16 protein-coding genes are annotated in these 14864 nt (G+C 65.1%); 1 reads left to right on the top strand and 15 read right to left on the bottom strand.

What is annotated here, in order from left to right; genetic code table 11:
* Position 1 precedes the first annotated feature (1 nt).
* The 13 genes from soxA to PAN31108_RS11005 all read right to left on the bottom strand — a co-directional run bounded on the left by soxA (position 2) and on the right by PAN31108_RS11005 (position 11684).
* Complete coding sequence (soxA, locus tag PAN31108_RS10945; protein ID WP_370819632.1) at positions 2-808, bottom strand: sulfur oxidation c-type cytochrome SoxA; 807 nt, start codon at positions 806-808, stop codon at positions 2-4.
* A 142-nt stretch (positions 809-950) separates the two neighbouring features.
* Positions 951-1262 (bottom strand): thiosulfate oxidation carrier complex protein SoxZ, encoded by a 312-nt coding sequence (gene soxZ, locus PAN31108_RS10950; RefSeq protein ID WP_044457410.1) that lies wholly within the window; start codon positions 1260-1262, stop codon positions 951-953.
* A gap of 33 nt (positions 1263-1295) precedes the next feature.
* Positions 1296-1763, bottom strand: coding sequence for a thiosulfate oxidation carrier protein SoxY (gene soxY, locus PAN31108_RS10955; RefSeq protein ID WP_039393898.1), 468 nt, complete (start codon positions 1761-1763; stop codon positions 1296-1298).
* 117 nt (positions 1764-1880) lie between these two features.
* Positions 1881-2210 carry a c-type cytochrome gene (locus PAN31108_RS10960; protein WP_150668889.1) on the bottom strand — a complete coding sequence of 110 codons (330 nt, stop codon included), beginning with the start codon at positions 2208-2210 and terminating at the stop codon, positions 1881-1883.
* Positions 2211-2294: 84 nt separating this feature from the next.
* Entirely contained in the window at positions 2295-3383 is a 1089-nt protein-coding gene (locus tag PAN31108_RS10965; protein WP_246183898.1) for a c-type cytochrome, read from the bottom strand.
* Positions 3384-3501: 118 nt separating this feature from the next.
* Entirely contained in the window at positions 3502-4860 is a 1359-nt protein-coding gene (gene soxC / locus PAN31108_RS10970) for a sulfite dehydrogenase (RefSeq protein ID WP_174994938.1), read from the bottom strand.
* Positions 4861-5049: 189 nt separating this feature from the next.
* Entirely contained in the window at positions 5050-5397 is a 348-nt protein-coding gene (locus PAN31108_RS10975; RefSeq protein WP_150668891.1) for an ArsR/SmtB family transcription factor, read from the bottom strand.
* Positions 5398-5852: 455 nt separating this feature from the next.
* Entirely contained in the window at positions 5853-7436 is a 1584-nt protein-coding gene (locus tag PAN31108_RS10980) for a ShlB/FhaC/HecB family hemolysin secretion/activation protein (RefSeq protein WP_246183889.1), read from the bottom strand.
* Positions 7437-7843: 407 nt separating this feature from the next.
* A complete protein-coding gene (locus PAN31108_RS10985; protein WP_150668893.1) occupies positions 7844-9148 on the bottom strand; it encodes an NAD(P)/FAD-dependent oxidoreductase in 1305 nt (434 codons plus the stop codon).
* Between the two features lie 10 nt (positions 9149-9158).
* The gene (locus PAN31108_RS10990) at positions 9159-9635 is read right to left on the bottom strand and encodes a c-type cytochrome (RefSeq protein ID WP_150668894.1); all 477 of its coding nucleotides are present in this window, start codon (positions 9633-9635) and stop codon (positions 9159-9161) included.
* A gap of 23 nt (positions 9636-9658) precedes the next feature.
* Positions 9659-10441, bottom strand: coding sequence for a BON domain-containing protein (locus tag PAN31108_RS10995; RefSeq protein WP_150668895.1), 783 nt, complete (start codon positions 10439-10441; stop codon positions 9659-9661).
* A gap of 120 nt (positions 10442-10561) precedes the next feature.
* The gene (locus PAN31108_RS11000) at positions 10562-11149 is read right to left on the bottom strand and encodes a phosphoheptose isomerase (RefSeq protein ID WP_150668896.1); all 588 of its coding nucleotides are present in this window, start codon (positions 11147-11149) and stop codon (positions 10562-10564) included.
* A 142-nt stretch (positions 11150-11291) separates the two neighbouring features.
* On the bottom strand, positions 11292-11684 hold the full coding sequence (locus PAN31108_RS11005; protein ID WP_246183890.1) for a YraN family protein: 393 nt from the start codon (positions 11682-11684) through the stop codon (positions 11292-11294).
* A 65-nt stretch (positions 11685-11749) separates the two neighbouring features.
* On the opposite strand from PAN31108_RS11005, the gene rsmI reads away from it, so the two are divergent.
* Positions 11750-12634, top strand: a complete 885-nt coding sequence (gene rsmI, locus PAN31108_RS11010) for a 16S rRNA (cytidine(1402)-2'-O)-methyltransferase (protein WP_150668897.1) — start codon at positions 11750-11752, stop codon at positions 12632-12634.
* A 470-nt stretch (positions 12635-13104) separates the two neighbouring features.
* On the opposite strand, the gene PAN31108_RS11015 is transcribed toward rsmI, so the two are convergent.
* Both PAN31108_RS11015 and PAN31108_RS11020 read right to left on the bottom strand, forming a co-directional pair.
* The gene (locus PAN31108_RS11015) at positions 13105-13899 is read right to left on the bottom strand and encodes an ABC transporter ATP-binding protein (protein WP_150668898.1); all 795 of its coding nucleotides are present in this window, start codon (positions 13897-13899) and stop codon (positions 13105-13107) included.
* Positions 13900-13901: 2 nt separating this feature from the next.
* On the bottom strand, positions 13902-14810 hold the full coding sequence (locus PAN31108_RS11020) for an ABC transporter permease (protein ID WP_150668899.1): 909 nt from the start codon (positions 14808-14810) through the stop codon (positions 13902-13904).
* Between the last annotated feature and the right edge of the window lie 54 nt (positions 14811-14864).

Below are 14864 nucleotides of genomic sequence, written 5' to 3' on the forward strand. Positions count from 1 at the left end.
GTCAGCGTTTCAGGCCGGGGGCGTCCATCTTGCCGCCGTTGGCCATCACACCGAGGAAGGTAATCAGATCGATCGACGCCTGCGAACCGTAGTTAAGCTCCGGCATGCGCTGCTGACGGAAGCAGTCGTACATGCGCCACTGGATGGTGCGAAGCGCGCCCTGCGAGACACGATAGCCCGGCCACGTCGCGAAGGCCTGACGTGCCGCCGCCGGCTTGGTCAGGTTCGGCAGGTCCTGAAGACGGATCCGCTTGTCGTCCGCCCCGTGGCACGACGCACACGAGAAATCGTACGGACCGGCACGGTAGTAAAAGATCTTCTGGCCGCGCGCGTAAGCCTCCTTCTCTTCCTTGTGCGACTGCGGCACACGGATCTGCGCGCCGCGCGACTGACCCGCCACGTAAGCCGTGAGCGCTTCGAGATTGGTCGGGTCCTGGCCCTCCCTGGAGAACGGCTGCTTGATGACGTCCGCCCGCTTGAAGCCTTGCAGATTCACCATGCACTCGACGATGCGCGATTCGCCGTCGAGCACGCGCTTCGAATCGGGGAAGTAGCGCGGAAGCTGGGCGTAGGCGTCTTTCAGCACGCCCGCGCCGAGCCCGAGGTCGCACTGGGCGAGCGACACGTTGTTCGGGCCGCGCGGCGTGTTCCAGAGGGCCTCGCCGCGCATTTCGATGAGTTCTGCCGGGTTGCCGTCCGCGAGCATTTCGCGATACTGCGCGATAGCGTCGGCCGTCGAGCTGTCGGCGGCGACTGCGGTGGCTAAGGGAACGCCGGCGCCCGCGACGGCGAGCACGCCGCCGAGCAAGGTACCGAGCACTTTGCGGTGCCGCCATGCGGAACCGCTAACGGTCGCAGGCACGCTCGCCGGTGCGCTATGTTGCGCATCTTTCATCTGGCTCTCCTCTTTGTGGGGTGGGTCGGCGCAGCAACGCCCCCGGCACGCCGACTCAGGCGACCGTCGCCTCGTCGGTGCGCGAATCACCCTTGTTGTCGGTCCACGTCACCGCGACCTTGTCGCCCTTCTTGCCGCCCTTGAACTTGAACGACATGAACGGATCCTTCGACACGGCGGGGCCCCACTCGGCCGTCAGCACCGTCTTGCCGTTGCAAGTGACCGTGACCGTCTGAATGAAGTGTGCGGGGACGATGTTACCGGAAGCGTCCTTGCGCTGACCGGTTTCCATGATGTGGCTCATCAGCGCCTTGACTTCGACGACACCGCCGGCCTCGGTTGCGCGAATGCGCATCGGATTACCCATGTTGTGCTCCTCTAGCCTGATACGATGCGTCGCTCAACCGCCGCAGCCACCCAGCGTGACCTTGATTTCCTTCTCGGCCACGAGGTACTTGTTGTCCGCCTTGACGAGCGCGTAGACCTTCGAGGTCTGTCCCATCTTCACGCGCGTGGTCACCGACGGCTCCGTGCCGTCCGGAATGTCGAACGACGCGGCGAGCGTGTTCGGATTCTTCTCGATCAGGATGGCGATCGATTGCGTGTTGGGGGCCTTGCTCGTGACCGCCACCGGCACGACCGCGCCGTTCTCGGCGATGTCGGGCGCCGTCAGCACGACCAGGTCGCTGGGGCTCGCGCTCGTGCCGCCGAGCGCCTTGACCGTGTCGGCCACGCTCTTGGTGGCAAACGCCGCCTTGTTCCACTCCACCTGTGCCGCGCGGGCCTCCTCGGGCTTGATCAGCCCGGCGGCCACCGCCAGTCCCATGACCGCGGAAAACCGCAGCATGTCGCGTCGCTGTTGGTTCATCTTTGTGTGTTTCCTTCTCTGAAGGCCGCCGGTGCAACGATCATGACGCATGACGTCACAACCTGCCCCGGCCGCCGTTCGCTCGCCCGATGCTGCGGCGAGCCCCCTGCCCCGGCCTTACTTCGCCGGGGCGCCGGCCAGCACCCAATCCACCAGGATCTTGGCGTCGGCTTCCGACATGTTCGGGTGTGCCGGCATCGGGATCGGACCCCAGACGCCCGAGCCGCCACCCTTCACCTTCTTCACCAGCTTGTTCACGGCATCCTTGTCGCCCTTGTACTTGGCGGCGACTTCCTGATACGACGGGCCGACGAGCTTCTTGTCCACGGCGTGGCAACCCATACAGGCGTTGGCCTGGGCGAGTTTGGTGGCGGCGGCGACGTCGACGCCGGCGTGAGCCAGCGAGGTGCCGGCCAGCATGGCCGCAGCGATCAGCATCTTCTTCATTCTTGCTCCTTCGGTTTGTGTAGGGGACGGGCGCCCTGCGGCGGCCTGGCCTGTGGCCGGCCATCCGTCGGACACCCTGCCCGCTCAATGTGCACCACGAAGCATCCAGTCGACCATCGTACGGATATCGGTTTCTGCAACCTGTGATTGCGGCGGCATCGGCATGCTGCCCCAATTACCGGCACCTCCGGCACGTATCTTCGCCACCAGTATTTCAGTCGCATTCGACTGCCCATGGTACTTGGCGGCGACCTCCGAGAAGGCGGGCCCGATCTTCTTGTCGGTAACGCCATGACAGGCCAGACAACCGTTCTTATCCGCAAGCGTTGCTGCCGGTGACGTCGCAGCGGCGGTTTGGGCCGGCGCGTCCGGACTCGCCATACCCAACGTGGCGAGGGCCGCGGTCTTGCGCACCGTCGCATTTTGCGCGGCGGTGCCCGACAGCGGCGGCAGCTTCGTATCGACACCACGCACCGGGCCGATGACCCGGTTCTGCGCGGCCAGATCTCCATGTGCGTCGCGGGCGTACGCAGGGAGTGCGGACGTCACGATACCAGCCCCGGGACAATCCTGCATACACGCCTTGTTATGGGTATCCGGTTTGTCGCCCACGCGCCACATGCCGTGCGCACGCGTCATGCCGTTGCGATTGGGCATGCGTTTTTGCACGTCGCCGATGTTCTTGTCGGACAGCACGAAGTCCGCCGGCACGATCTCGCCGAGGTTCAGGAGGTACGCGGTAACGGCGTACACCTCATCCGGCGTGAGCGAGCGCGGCGCGTTCCACGGCATGGCGCGACGGATGTAATCCCAGATCGTGGAGATCGTGTCGACTTTCATGAGCGTGGTGCGCACCGGCTGATTGTTCGCACGCAGCGACGCCACGTGCCCCGTCTCGATATCGTGCGCCGTGGTGCCGCCCACCAGGGGATTGAAGACCTCGTTGCTCTCACCGAAGGTGCCATGGCAGGACGCGCAGCGCGCATCGAACAGTTTCTGCCCGTCGGCGACCGAGCCCTGCCCGCGCGGCAAGCCCTTGAAATCGGGACGCACGTCGATGTCCCACGCGCTCAGCTCCGCCGGTGTCGCCTCGCGCCCGATGCCGGCCATGCCTGCCGGCGCGCTGAGTGGCGCGGCGCGCACCTCAGACGAGAACCAGGCGGCAATCGTCATGCCGGCGAGCGTGAGCGCGACGGCCCACAGACCGGCCAGGACGACGGACAGCGCCCGGCGGTGCCGCCGTGCAGATGCCGCAGATATCGCAGGCGCTCCCATGGCGCGTCGTGGGCGTTCAGTCGACGTGGACATTGCTCACCTCCCCGTTCTTCGCCACTTGCCAGGTCTGGATCGCGTTGTTGTGATAAATCGATCGGGTACCGCGCACGTCGCGCAGTTGCCGGTAACGCGGTTGCACGAAGCCGGTGTCGTCCACCGCCCGGCTTTGCAGCAGCGCAGGCGAGCCGTCCCACTGCCAGTCGACGTTGAAACGTGTGAGGCACTTGGGCAGCACCGGCGATTCGAGCCGTGCGGCGCGCCACGACTTGCCGCCGTCGGTCGACACGTCCACGCGTTTGATCCGCCCGCGCCCCGACCACGCCAGCCCCGTCACGTTGAAGTAACCGCGATCGAGCAGCGCTTGCCCGCCGGAGGGCGACGTGATGACGGACTTGCACTCCTGAATCGAGGTGTATTGCCGGTGCTGACCGTCCGGCATCAGGTCGACGTAGTGGCTCGTTTCATCCTTGGTATTCCAGGGCGCATCGCCCACCTTGAGGCGGCGCAGCCACTTCACCCACGACACGCCCTGCACGCCCGGCACGACGAGCCGCAAGGGATACCCGTTCTCCGGGCGCAGCATTTCGCCGTTCATGCCCCAGGCGACGAGCACGTCCGAGAGCGCCGCCTCCATCGAGATCGTGCGCGTCATGCCCGAGCCGTCGCCACCCTCGGCGAGCACGAACCGGCCGCGTCGCGTATCGGCGCCCACATCGTCGAGCAGGACGGACAGCGGCACACCGGTGAATTCGCAGCACGAGAGCATGCCGTGCGTGTACTGCACGGTCGGCACGGCGGCGTTGCCCCATTCCATGCCGGTGTTCGCACCGCATTCGATGAAGTGCATGCGGGAGACGGACGGCAGACGCATGAGGTCGTCCATCGTATACACCTTCGCCTCGCGCACCAGACCGTGCACCATCAGGCGATGCTGCGTCGGATCGATCTCCTGCCAGCCCTGGTGATGGCGCTCGAAGTGCAGACCGCTGGGCGTGATGATGCCGAACAGGCCTTGCAGCGGCGTGAAGGCGACGGAGGCCTGCGCCGTCTGCGTGAGGCCCGGCGACTGGCGCCGTTGCAGGTTCGCTTCGAACTTCGACGGCATGCCGTACGCACGCGCGGCGACCGGCTGGCCCAGCGACGTCGCCCACGCACGCGGCTCGAGAATCATCGGATCGCCCGCCGCTTGCGGGGCATCGGCGGCAAACGCCGCTCCGCCCGCGAGCGCCGCGCCGGCGGCAAGAAAGCTGCGTTGCAGGAATCCGCGCCGTGCGGGGTTCATGCCGTTGCGGACGATGTCGTCGGCAAGTGAACCGTCGACGAAATTCTCCGGCGCCCGGCGCAAACGGCCGGCTTGCGATACGCCCTCGCTGATCTTGCTCACCCTGTCTCCTCGCGTTTTGTGGCCTGCGCCAGCGTCGCGAGGACACCGGCGGCTACGAACGCTGGACGGGCACGAATGCCTCGTCTGCGTTTTCTTGTCGCGCTTTACTACGGGTATTGCGGGTATTGCGGGTATTGCGGTGCTGCGGTAATGCGGTCTTGCCTTTCGCCAGGCGGTATTTCAGCTCCCGCGCGGCATGAAGCCGTCGACGGCACGCTCCGGCAGCGCCTCCTCCTCGATTCGGCCGGCGACCTGCACGCACACCGCGCGGCAGATCTCGACCACGCCGGTATCCGCGATCGTGTAATACACCTGATTCCCGTCGCGACGCCGAGAGAGCACCCCCGCCTGATACATCGCGCCCAGATGCCGGGACACGTTTGTCTGCGACGAGCCCACTTCCGTCACCACCTCGCTCACCGAACGCTCGCCTCCGCACAGCGCGTGCAGAATTCGCAGCCGCGTCGGCTCCGAGAGCAGACTGAAGTAGTGCGACACCTTTTCGAATACGCGATCGAGTTCTTCCATGACGGTCAGTGTTCAAAGTCGTGCGAAGGCAAAGAGAAATTCGTATATTCCTACATACGCATATACGGATAATCAAAATAATGGGCGGCGCAGGCAAGCTGCACTGCAACACGTCGCAGGCCGATCCTTCGTCGGCGCGGCACGACGCGACGGCTTCGGAAAATGAATTTCCGTGTATCCCCCCGGATATAGCGCACGATGCCTTGTGCGGTTGCACGACGCACGTTCGTCTCTGCGTCGAAACGCGCCTCGGAGAAGCGGAAGGCACGGGGTGCACGGACATTAGGGAAAAACCTGAGAAGAAAAATGAACGGAGGTGGGCGACGGGGACGTTAAGCGTCACGCGCGGCAAAGCCAACGACGGCAACGAAGGCGACGGAGGTCGCGATGGAGGTGGCGTGGAGATGATGCGGGGGCGGCATCGGAAGGTGCCATCTCCTGATGCCATCGTCGGGTTACTCGAACTGATACGACCAGTTCGCGTTGAACCGCAGCGGACGATTCGGCGAGTTGGTCGGCGCGTCGGCCATCGGCTTGGCGATCGAGAGGTCGAGCGAGTAATACTTGCTGTCGGAGATCCGCACGCCCAGCCCCACCGATGCCAGTTGATTGTGGAATATCGGGCCGTAATTCAGGTAGACGCGCGCGGTGTCGAGCATCAGGTACGGCTGAATCGTCTTCAGGTAGCGGAAATCGGTGCGGAACATCCGATTCAGTTCGATCGACGCGCCCCAGCCCTTGTCTCCGGCGATTTCTCCGGCCGGATAGCCGAGACCGAAGCGCTGTCCACCGAACGTGGCCTGCTCGGACGTCGGCAAGGTGTTGCCACTGTATTGCGCCCCGGCGGAAACGATCACCGCGAACTCCCACGGCAGGACTACGCCCTGCTTGGCGTCGAGGTTGAATCGCCAGAAAGCGAGATCGTATGGTCCAAGAATTTGCTGGATGCCGGCGGGCTGCGTCGTATACGACTGGCTCGCGCCCATCCCGTTGAAGCCCTTGAACACGCCCAGCGTAGCGCTACGCGTTTGCTTTTCCGTGACCTCGTTGTACGCCAGTTGCACCTGGCCGGCGCGCACGTTCGTGCGTGAGTTGATGTTGTTGGGCGAGTTCGGCACCTCGTAGCGATCGCGCGAGTTCACGCCGTACATGCCGCCGCTGACCGTCAGGCTGCGCTGATTGTTGAGCAGGATCGGGTACGAGAGGCTCACCGCAACGCGTTTGGTATCCAGGTGACGCGTGGCGAGCGCCTGATCGTCCGGCTGCCCGCGATAGTGCGACGCATCGAGGCGCGCCTGTAGGCCGTTCGAGCCCAGCGGTTGCACGTACGACGCGGCGTAGAACTCTTCGCTGTTGTGGCCCTTCGGGGCGATGGCCGTGAGCTGGATCTGTTCGCCGAGCGGCGTCAGCGCGTTGCTCGTCACCGTGAAGACGCCACGAATGCCCGGATTGTTATACGAGAGCGACGTGCCCAATGCGATGGGCTGGCGCGACACGTCGAGCGACAGTTCGGTCGCGCCGTCGGTCTGCGTGGGCGGCTGCACGTCGGCCTTGATCTTCATGCCGGGCACGAGCGTGAGCAGGTTCAGATAGCGCTCGAACGTCGCGCGCTTGAGCGGACGCTCCGCTTCGATGTGCGCCGCGATGTCGCGCAGGCGCTGCTCCGACGGCCCGGGCGTACCGCTGATTTTGGTGCTGGAGATATATCCTTCGACAACGGTCACGCGAACGAAGCCGTCGCCGAAATCCTGCGCGGGGACGAAGGCGAAGGACAGCAGATAACCCGCGTCCTGATACATCTTCGTGACCTGATTGGCCGTCTCGACCAGATCGCCGATGGACACTTCCTTGCCCGCCATCGGCGCGAACAGCCCGGCGACCTGCTCGAAAGGCAGCGACTTCACGCCTTCGATCCCGAAACGTTGGGGCGTAAGCTTGCGGGCGAGCAACGCCTTGAGGGCGTCTTCCTGCGTCGGCGGCTGAATGCGAATCGTGGGCGCCGGTGCCTTGGGCGCCTCGATCTTCGGAATGCTTTGCATCGGATCGCCGCGCACCGGACTGGCATCGGCCCATGCCGATTGCGGGCCGAGCAGACTCAGGGAGCCAAGCGATACGGAGACGGAGACTGCGACAACGTTGACGACACTACGATTGCGAACAGACTTGACCGAGCCCCCACGCGCGACGCGTGACGCAAGACGGGACTCTCCCTGGCGATGCGCCATCCCTATGCCCCCCAACGCTTATTTTTTCGTGGGGCCAGTGTAACCGCGAGGGGTGAGGCCCCGTCAACAAGGGAATCCGGCGGTTTGCGGCGCGCAGACAACACGGCGCACGGGCACATCGGAGGGGCGTACGTTCTACGTACACCTTAGCGCTTAGAGACTACCCTCCAAACGCGCTTCGACAGCGATCTGGCGAGTGATCGATGCCGTCGAAATCCGCATCACGCCAGCATGTCGGCCCAGATTCCCTGTGCCCATGCGAGTCCCGAAGCAAATTCGTCCCGTGTGGCGCGTGGCGACGCGCCGCCCGTGCCCGGCACGGGCAGCATGGTGCGCTGCGAAGCGTCGTATCGATGCACACTCGCCACGTGCATCGCTTCGGTGGACGAAACGAACGTATAGCAGGTGTTGCTGTAGAGCGGTTCCGGGTTGACCGGCCGACCGGACAGCGTCGCGACGATGGCCGCAGCACAGACCTTGCCGTGCTGATTGGCCATGTGGCCGGATTTGGGCATTTGCGGCGCGATCTGGATAGCGTCGCCAAGCACATGGATATCCGCCTGCGCCGTGGAGGCGAAGGTCAGAAAGTCGACATCGCACCAGCGGCCGTTGGCCGTCGCCAGGCCGCTCTGGACGGCGATATCGCCCGCGCGCATCGGCGCAATGACGTTCAGCACGTCGGCGCGCACCTCCTCACCCAGTTCGAAGCGCGCCAGATGCTGCCTGCGGTCGACCGCCACCTCGGTGCAGTTGAACTGCGGGTGGTATTCGACGATCCCGGCGAACTGCGTGCGCCAGACGTCCTCGAACTGCTCCGCTTCGGCCAGCACCTGATCGTTGGCGTCGAAGATCAGCACCTTGGCACGGGGATTGTGCTGCTTCAGCCATGCGGCGGCCTGACACGCGCGCTCGTAGGGGGCCGGTGGGCAACGAAACGGGGCTTCGGGAATCGTGATGGCGAAAACACCGCCGTCGGGCATCGCCTTCAGACGCGCGTGCAGCAAAGCGCTCTCGCGGGCGTCCGTCCAGCCCACGGGCAACGCGTCACGGATCGCCGGGTCGGCCAGTCCGGCAATCGCCTCGCGTTGCAGCGAAACGCCGGGGCAGACGATGAGTCTGTCGTAAGACAGGGTCGCGCCGTCGGCCAGCCGTACGTGCTTGCGGGCGGCGTCGATGGCGCTGGCGCGTGTGCGTCGCCACGTGACGCCGTGCCGCGCGACAAGCCCGTCGTACGGCACCGTGAGATCGCTCACTCGCAAGTTGCCGCCCACGACCAGATTCGATAACGGCAAAGAGACGAAGGCCGGATTCGGTTCGACGAGCGTCACGTCGATCGTATGGCCGGAGAGCATGCGCAGCGCCTTCGCGGCGCTCGCGCCGCCAAACCCGCCGCCGATGACGACGACACGGGCGCGCCCCTTGACGGGGGTCGTCCAGCGCGGCGCGGCGACGCCGCTCGAAACCTGCGACATTCCGGCCAGCGCAGCCGTCGAACTCAGCCCCAGAAGGAATTGGCGGCGATCCATGATGTACCGCCTAATCCGGCTTCGCCGCCGGTTGCGCGGCAAAGTACGCGGCGATGCGTTGCAGCTCGTCGTCGCGGTAGCCCTTGAGGAGTTGCGGCATCAGCGTGGCGGGCTGCCGCCCGTCGCGCATCGCTTGAAGCGAGGTCATGATTGCGGTCGCCGAGCGCCCTTCCAGCGCAGGCAACGATGTCTTCCCGACATGCACCGGGGCGGCGGCGTTATGGCAACTCATGCAGGCCATCGCCCAATCGCGGGCTTGCCAGTCGGGCTGAGCGACCGTGCTGGCCGCCGTGGGCAAATACGCCGGCGAGGCGGCCCGCACCTCTGCGGCCGACGCCGCCGTCTCGGCCAGCGCCGCGCCGGGCGCGATGAAACCGGCCCCCACAGTTGCCGAAACGCACACCGCCGCGAGCATCGGCTTCACCCTGAGGTGACGCAAACGCTCGCGGCGGTTCGGTGCCGGGCGACGGCCCATACGGAGGCGCACGGGAGTGTCCGCGGCGCAGAAGATCAGTTACCGGTCTTGCTCGACGGTCCCGGCTTGACCGGGCCTTCACTGATCGGTGCCGGCATCGACAGCGGTCGCGACGTCACCGCGTCGTTGCCGATCGGCACGGCCGTGACCGTCGCGACATTGCTATCGTCCGCCTGCGCCGGGGCCGGGTTCTTCTCCGCTTCGGTCGACAAACGCTGCGCCTCTTCCGGCTTCACGTATTCATAAAGCTTCACGACCTTTTGCACGCCGTCGATGCGGCTCGCCACATTGGCGCCGATCGTGCCTTCCTCCGGAGAGACCAGCCCCATCAAATAAACGTCGCCGCGCTCGGTCACCACCTTGAAAACGTTGGCCGACACTTCCTTGGTGTTGATCAGGTTGGCCTTGACCTTGCTGGTGATCCACGCGTCGTTCGAGCGAGAACCGAACGAGCTCTTCGGCCCGATGGCGATTTCGTCGACGATACCGCGCACGTTGCTGATCTGCCTGACGATGTTCACTGCGGCTTGTTTGCTGGCGTCGCTTGGGACTTCGCCCGTGAGCAGCACCCGGCGGTTGAACACGGTCACGTTCACGTGCACGGCGTCGTCGGTCAGCGTATTGGCGATGTTGGCTTCGGCCTTGACCTGAATTTCACGGTCTTCCGTCTGCGCACCGACCGAACGCCGGTCGGTGGCGACGAGCGCGCCGGTGGCGGCGCCGCCGAGGATGATGGGGGCGCAACCCGCCAGGGTCGCGGCAATCAACACGGCCGCTGCAAGCGGCTTAACAACGCCTTGGACGCGTCGGAAACTCATCGGGCTTTCTCCTTCCTGGATTTTCGAACGGGACGGCCCCCGCCGCGCCGAATCGGCACCGCCCGCCCCCGCGACCCGGTGCCCGTCACTTGATCTTGACGCCTCAAGATGACAATAGGTTCACTCGTCGCCGAGCAGCATCGAGTCGATCAGATCGCACAGGCAGTGGATCGTGAGCAGGTGAACTTCCTGAATTCGGGCGGTGCGCTCGGCCGGCACACAGATATGCACGTCCAGTTCCCAAAGCGCGTCGTTGACCTTGCCACCGCCTTTGCCGGTGAGCGCGATCACGTGCATGCCGCGCTCATGGGCGGCCTCGATGGCCGCGAGCACGTTACCGGAGTTGCCCGATGTCGTAATGGCCAGCAGCACGTCGCCTTCCTGGCCGAGCGCGCGGACCTGCTTGGAGAAGATGACGTCGAAGTTGTAGTCGTTGCCGACGGCCGTCAGGATCGACGAGTCCGTGGTCAGAGCGATGGCCGGCAGCTCCGGGCGTTCGCGCTCGAAACGGCCGACGAGTTCCGCGGCGAAGTGCTGGCAGTCGGCTGCCGAGCCGCCGTTGCCGCAGGCGAGGATCTTGTTGCCGTTGGCCAGCGCTTCGACCATGACGTCCGCTGCGGCGGCGATGGGGTCTACGAGCGCATCGCGCGCGGCCAGCTTGGTCTCGACGCTATCCGTGAAGTGTTTCTGAATTCGTTCGATCGACATGGTCGTTTGCCAGGGTGTCGCAAAAGCTGCCGGCCTTGCGGCGCGCCCCGTGGACGCGTGCGCCGGGTCGGCGTTCACATGCCGTCGGTAAAGAATGGCGGCAATTTCGCAAGTGTAACAGGGCCGGCGGACACGGGTTTCCTCAGAGATCGTCCGCCCGAAAGGCGTCGGGCAGCCAGTTGGCCACGGGTGGACGCCCGTCGAAGGTCACGACATCGAAGCGGCACCGCGCCGCCGGCCGCCGCAGCAAGTAATGGCGCGCGGCCAGCATGAGGCGGCGCCGTTTGGCGTGCGTGATGCTGTGCGCCGCCCCGCCGAAGTCGCTGCGCGCCCGCGCGCGTACCTCAACGAATACCAGCACACCCGCCCGATCCCGCATAATGAGGTCGATTTCGCCACCCCGGCACTGATAATTGCGAGCGACGAACCGCCAGCCGCGCCGCTCCAGCAGCGTCTGCGCGCGGTTCTCGAACGAAACTCCTAGCTGATTCGACATGGTTGTTCCGATGTTTTCCGTCACCGGCGAAGCCGGCATTGCTCAATTCCCGATGGACGCCGCCCACCGCATAGCCACGCCCTCGAACGCAGGAGCCCGATGCGATGGATGAGCGCCTGATGTCGCTGGCCGAGGGCCAGCATTACCCGCCGGGCACGCTGTACGTGGTCGCCACACCGTTGGGCAATACCGCCGACATCACCGTGCGGGCGTTACATATTCTCGGCATGGTCGACGCCATCGCCTGTGAAGATACGCGCAACAGCGCGACGTTGCTGCAGCGGTATGGCATCGATCGCCCGTTGATCGCGGCCCACCAGCACAACGAGAACGAAGCGGCGACGCGTCTGGTGGAACGTCTTCGCGGCGGTGAGCGCATCGCCTATGTTTCAGACGCCGGCACGCCCGGCATTTCGGATCCCGGTGCACGGCTGGTAGACGCGGTGCGCGCGGCGGGCCTGGGCGTGGTGCCGGTGCCGGGCGCGAGCGCGGTCATCACATTGCTGTCGGCGGCCGGGGCATGGGTGCAGACGTTCACGTTCGTGGGCTTTCTGCCCTCGAAGGCGCAGCAGCGTGCGCAGGAGATCGCTGCCCTGTCCGGATCGACGGCGGCACAGGTGTTCTACGAAGCGCCGCACCGGATCGTGGAGACCGTTGCAGCGCTGGCCGAGGGCCTGGGCGGCGAGCGCCGCCTGCTGATCGGACGCGAATTGACCAAACGCTTCGAGGACATACACGAGTGCGCGCTGGCGGACGGCGTAGCGTGGTTGAAGGCGGATGCGAACCGGCAGCGCGGCGAATTCGTGCTTGCCGTCTCCGGCGCGGCGGCAAGCGAGAACGACGACGGCGTGGATGCCGAAGCGCAACGCGTGCTGGCGTTGCTGGTGGCGGAACTGCCGACGAAAAGCGCCGCGAAGCTTGCCGCAGCGATCACCGGCGCACCGAAAAACGCGCTTTACGAGCGTGCACTGGCGTTGAAAAACGGCTGATTGCCCGGCACCCCGCAGCGGGCTGGCATCGAACTTTTGCGGCACCGGAAATCGGAAGTTTCCGGTGAATTTCTCGGCAATTCCCCAAGCTCGCGCGCCGGTAATTCTCCAGCCCGACGATCTTCGATCAGCAATGTCGTGCCCGCTGCACACCAGAACCGGCACACGCTCGATAGCGCCGTACACGGCACGCAGACGAATCCGGTGATGATAGGTGCCGCCGTCGTTCGATCGGGCGCTCAAGCGATACCAGGCGATACCAGGCGATACCAGGCGATACCAGGCGATACCAGGCGATACCAGGCTGTACTGGACCGTAAGTAAACGACGATGCCCCCGGCAAGCCGGGGGCATCGCGTGAAGCGTCACCTGCACATCGACAGCGACCTTGATGGAGCGACCGGCGCGAACGTCTCAAAGACCTTGACCACCTCGCCTGCGTGGCGCGCGTTCAGTGCGTCGGGTGCCGATCAGCTCAACAGCAACGCATCGTCGTCGAGTTGTTCGCCGCGCGTGCGCTCGAACATTTGCAGCAGGTCCGGCACATCCAGTCCGTTGCGCGCCTCGCCGGAGACGTCGAGCACGACCTTGCCCTGATGCAGCATGACCGTACGCGAGCCGTAGTCGAGCGCCTGCCGCATGCTGTGCGTGACCATCATCGCCGTGAGCTTGCTCTCCTCAACGATGCGCGCCGTCAATTCCAGCACGAAGGCGGCCGTCTTCGGATCGAGTGCGGCCGTGTGTTCGTCCAACAGCAGAATACGCGACGGTTGCAACGACGCCATGAGCAGACTGACCGCCTGACGCTGACCGCCCGAGAGCAATCCGATGCGGTCCGACAGACGATTCTCCAGCCCGAGGTTTAGCAGACTCAGCTTCTCGCGAAAACGTTCGCGCAACGCCTTGTTCAACGCGAAACCGAAGCTGCGACGCTCACCGCGTTTGACGGCCAGCGCCATGTTCTCTTCGATGGTCAACGCCTCACACGTGCCTGCCATCGGGTCCTGGAACACCCGCGCCACCTGATTCGCACGCTGCCACGCGGTCTTCTTCGTGACGTCGTTGCCGTCGATGGAGATCGTGCCCGAGTCCACCGAGAGATCGCCGCTGATGGCGTTCAGGAACGTGGACTTGCCCGCGCCGTTCGAGCCGATCACGGTGACGAACTGGCCGGTCGGAATCTCCAGCGACATGCCGCGCAACGCACGGTTTTCGATGGGCGTGCCCGGGTTGAAAGTGATCTTGAGGTCTTTTGCGCTCAACATGGTCAGGCACCTCCGTTCTTGCGGGCGAACAGCTTACGACGCGTGGCGGGCAACACCAGCGCCACGGCCACGAGCAATGCCGTCACCAAATTGAGGTCCTGCGCCTTCAGACCGATGAAATCGCTGTTCAGCGCGAGTGCGATGAAGAAGCGGTACAGCACTGCCCCCACCACCACGGCCAGCGTGGTGAGAATGAGGCGTCGCGCCGGGAGAATCGTCTCCCCGATGATCACCGCGGCCAGACCGATCACGATAGTACCGATCCCCATCGAGATGTCGGCGCCGCCCTGAGACTGCGCGAACAGCGCGCCGGCGAGCGCCACCAGGGCGTTCGACAGCGCCATGCCTGCGAGGATTTCGCGGCCGGTGTTTACGCCCTGCGCACGCGCCATGCGCGGATTCGCACCGGTCGAGCGCATCGCGAGACCCTGCTGCGACGAGAAGAAGTAATCGAGACCGAGCTTCGCCACCACCACCACGACCAGCAGCAGAAGCGGGCGCAATACGTAATCCGGCAGCCAGGCCGGCGCGTTCTCGGGCAGGAGCATCGTGAAGACCGTGGGCGACGTGATCAGCGGCACGTTCGGTGCGCCCATCACCCGCAGGTTCACCGAGTAGAGCGCGATCATCATCAGGATACTGGCGAGCAGATCCATGATTTTCAGACGCACGTTCAGCCAGCCGGTGATGAAACCCGCCACGGCACCGGCCACCATCGCCACGGCAGTCGCCGCGAACGGATCGGTGCCGTTGGCGATCAGGATAGCCGCCGTCGCGCCACCAAGCGCAAAGCTACCGTCAACCGTCAGGTCGGGAAAGTTGAGGATGCGGAAGGAAATCAGCACCCCGAGCGCCACGAGACTGAAGATCAGACCGATCTCCAGTGCGCCCATGAGAGAGAAAAAGGACATTGTCGTAATTCCACTGCGCAAGACAGCCCTTGCCGGGTCTCGGCATCGGCGCCC

The organism is Pandoraea anhela, assembly GCF_902459655.1.
In the GTDB taxonomy this organism is placed as follows: Bacteria; Pseudomonadota; Gammaproteobacteria; order Burkholderiales; family Burkholderiaceae; genus Pandoraea; species Pandoraea anhela.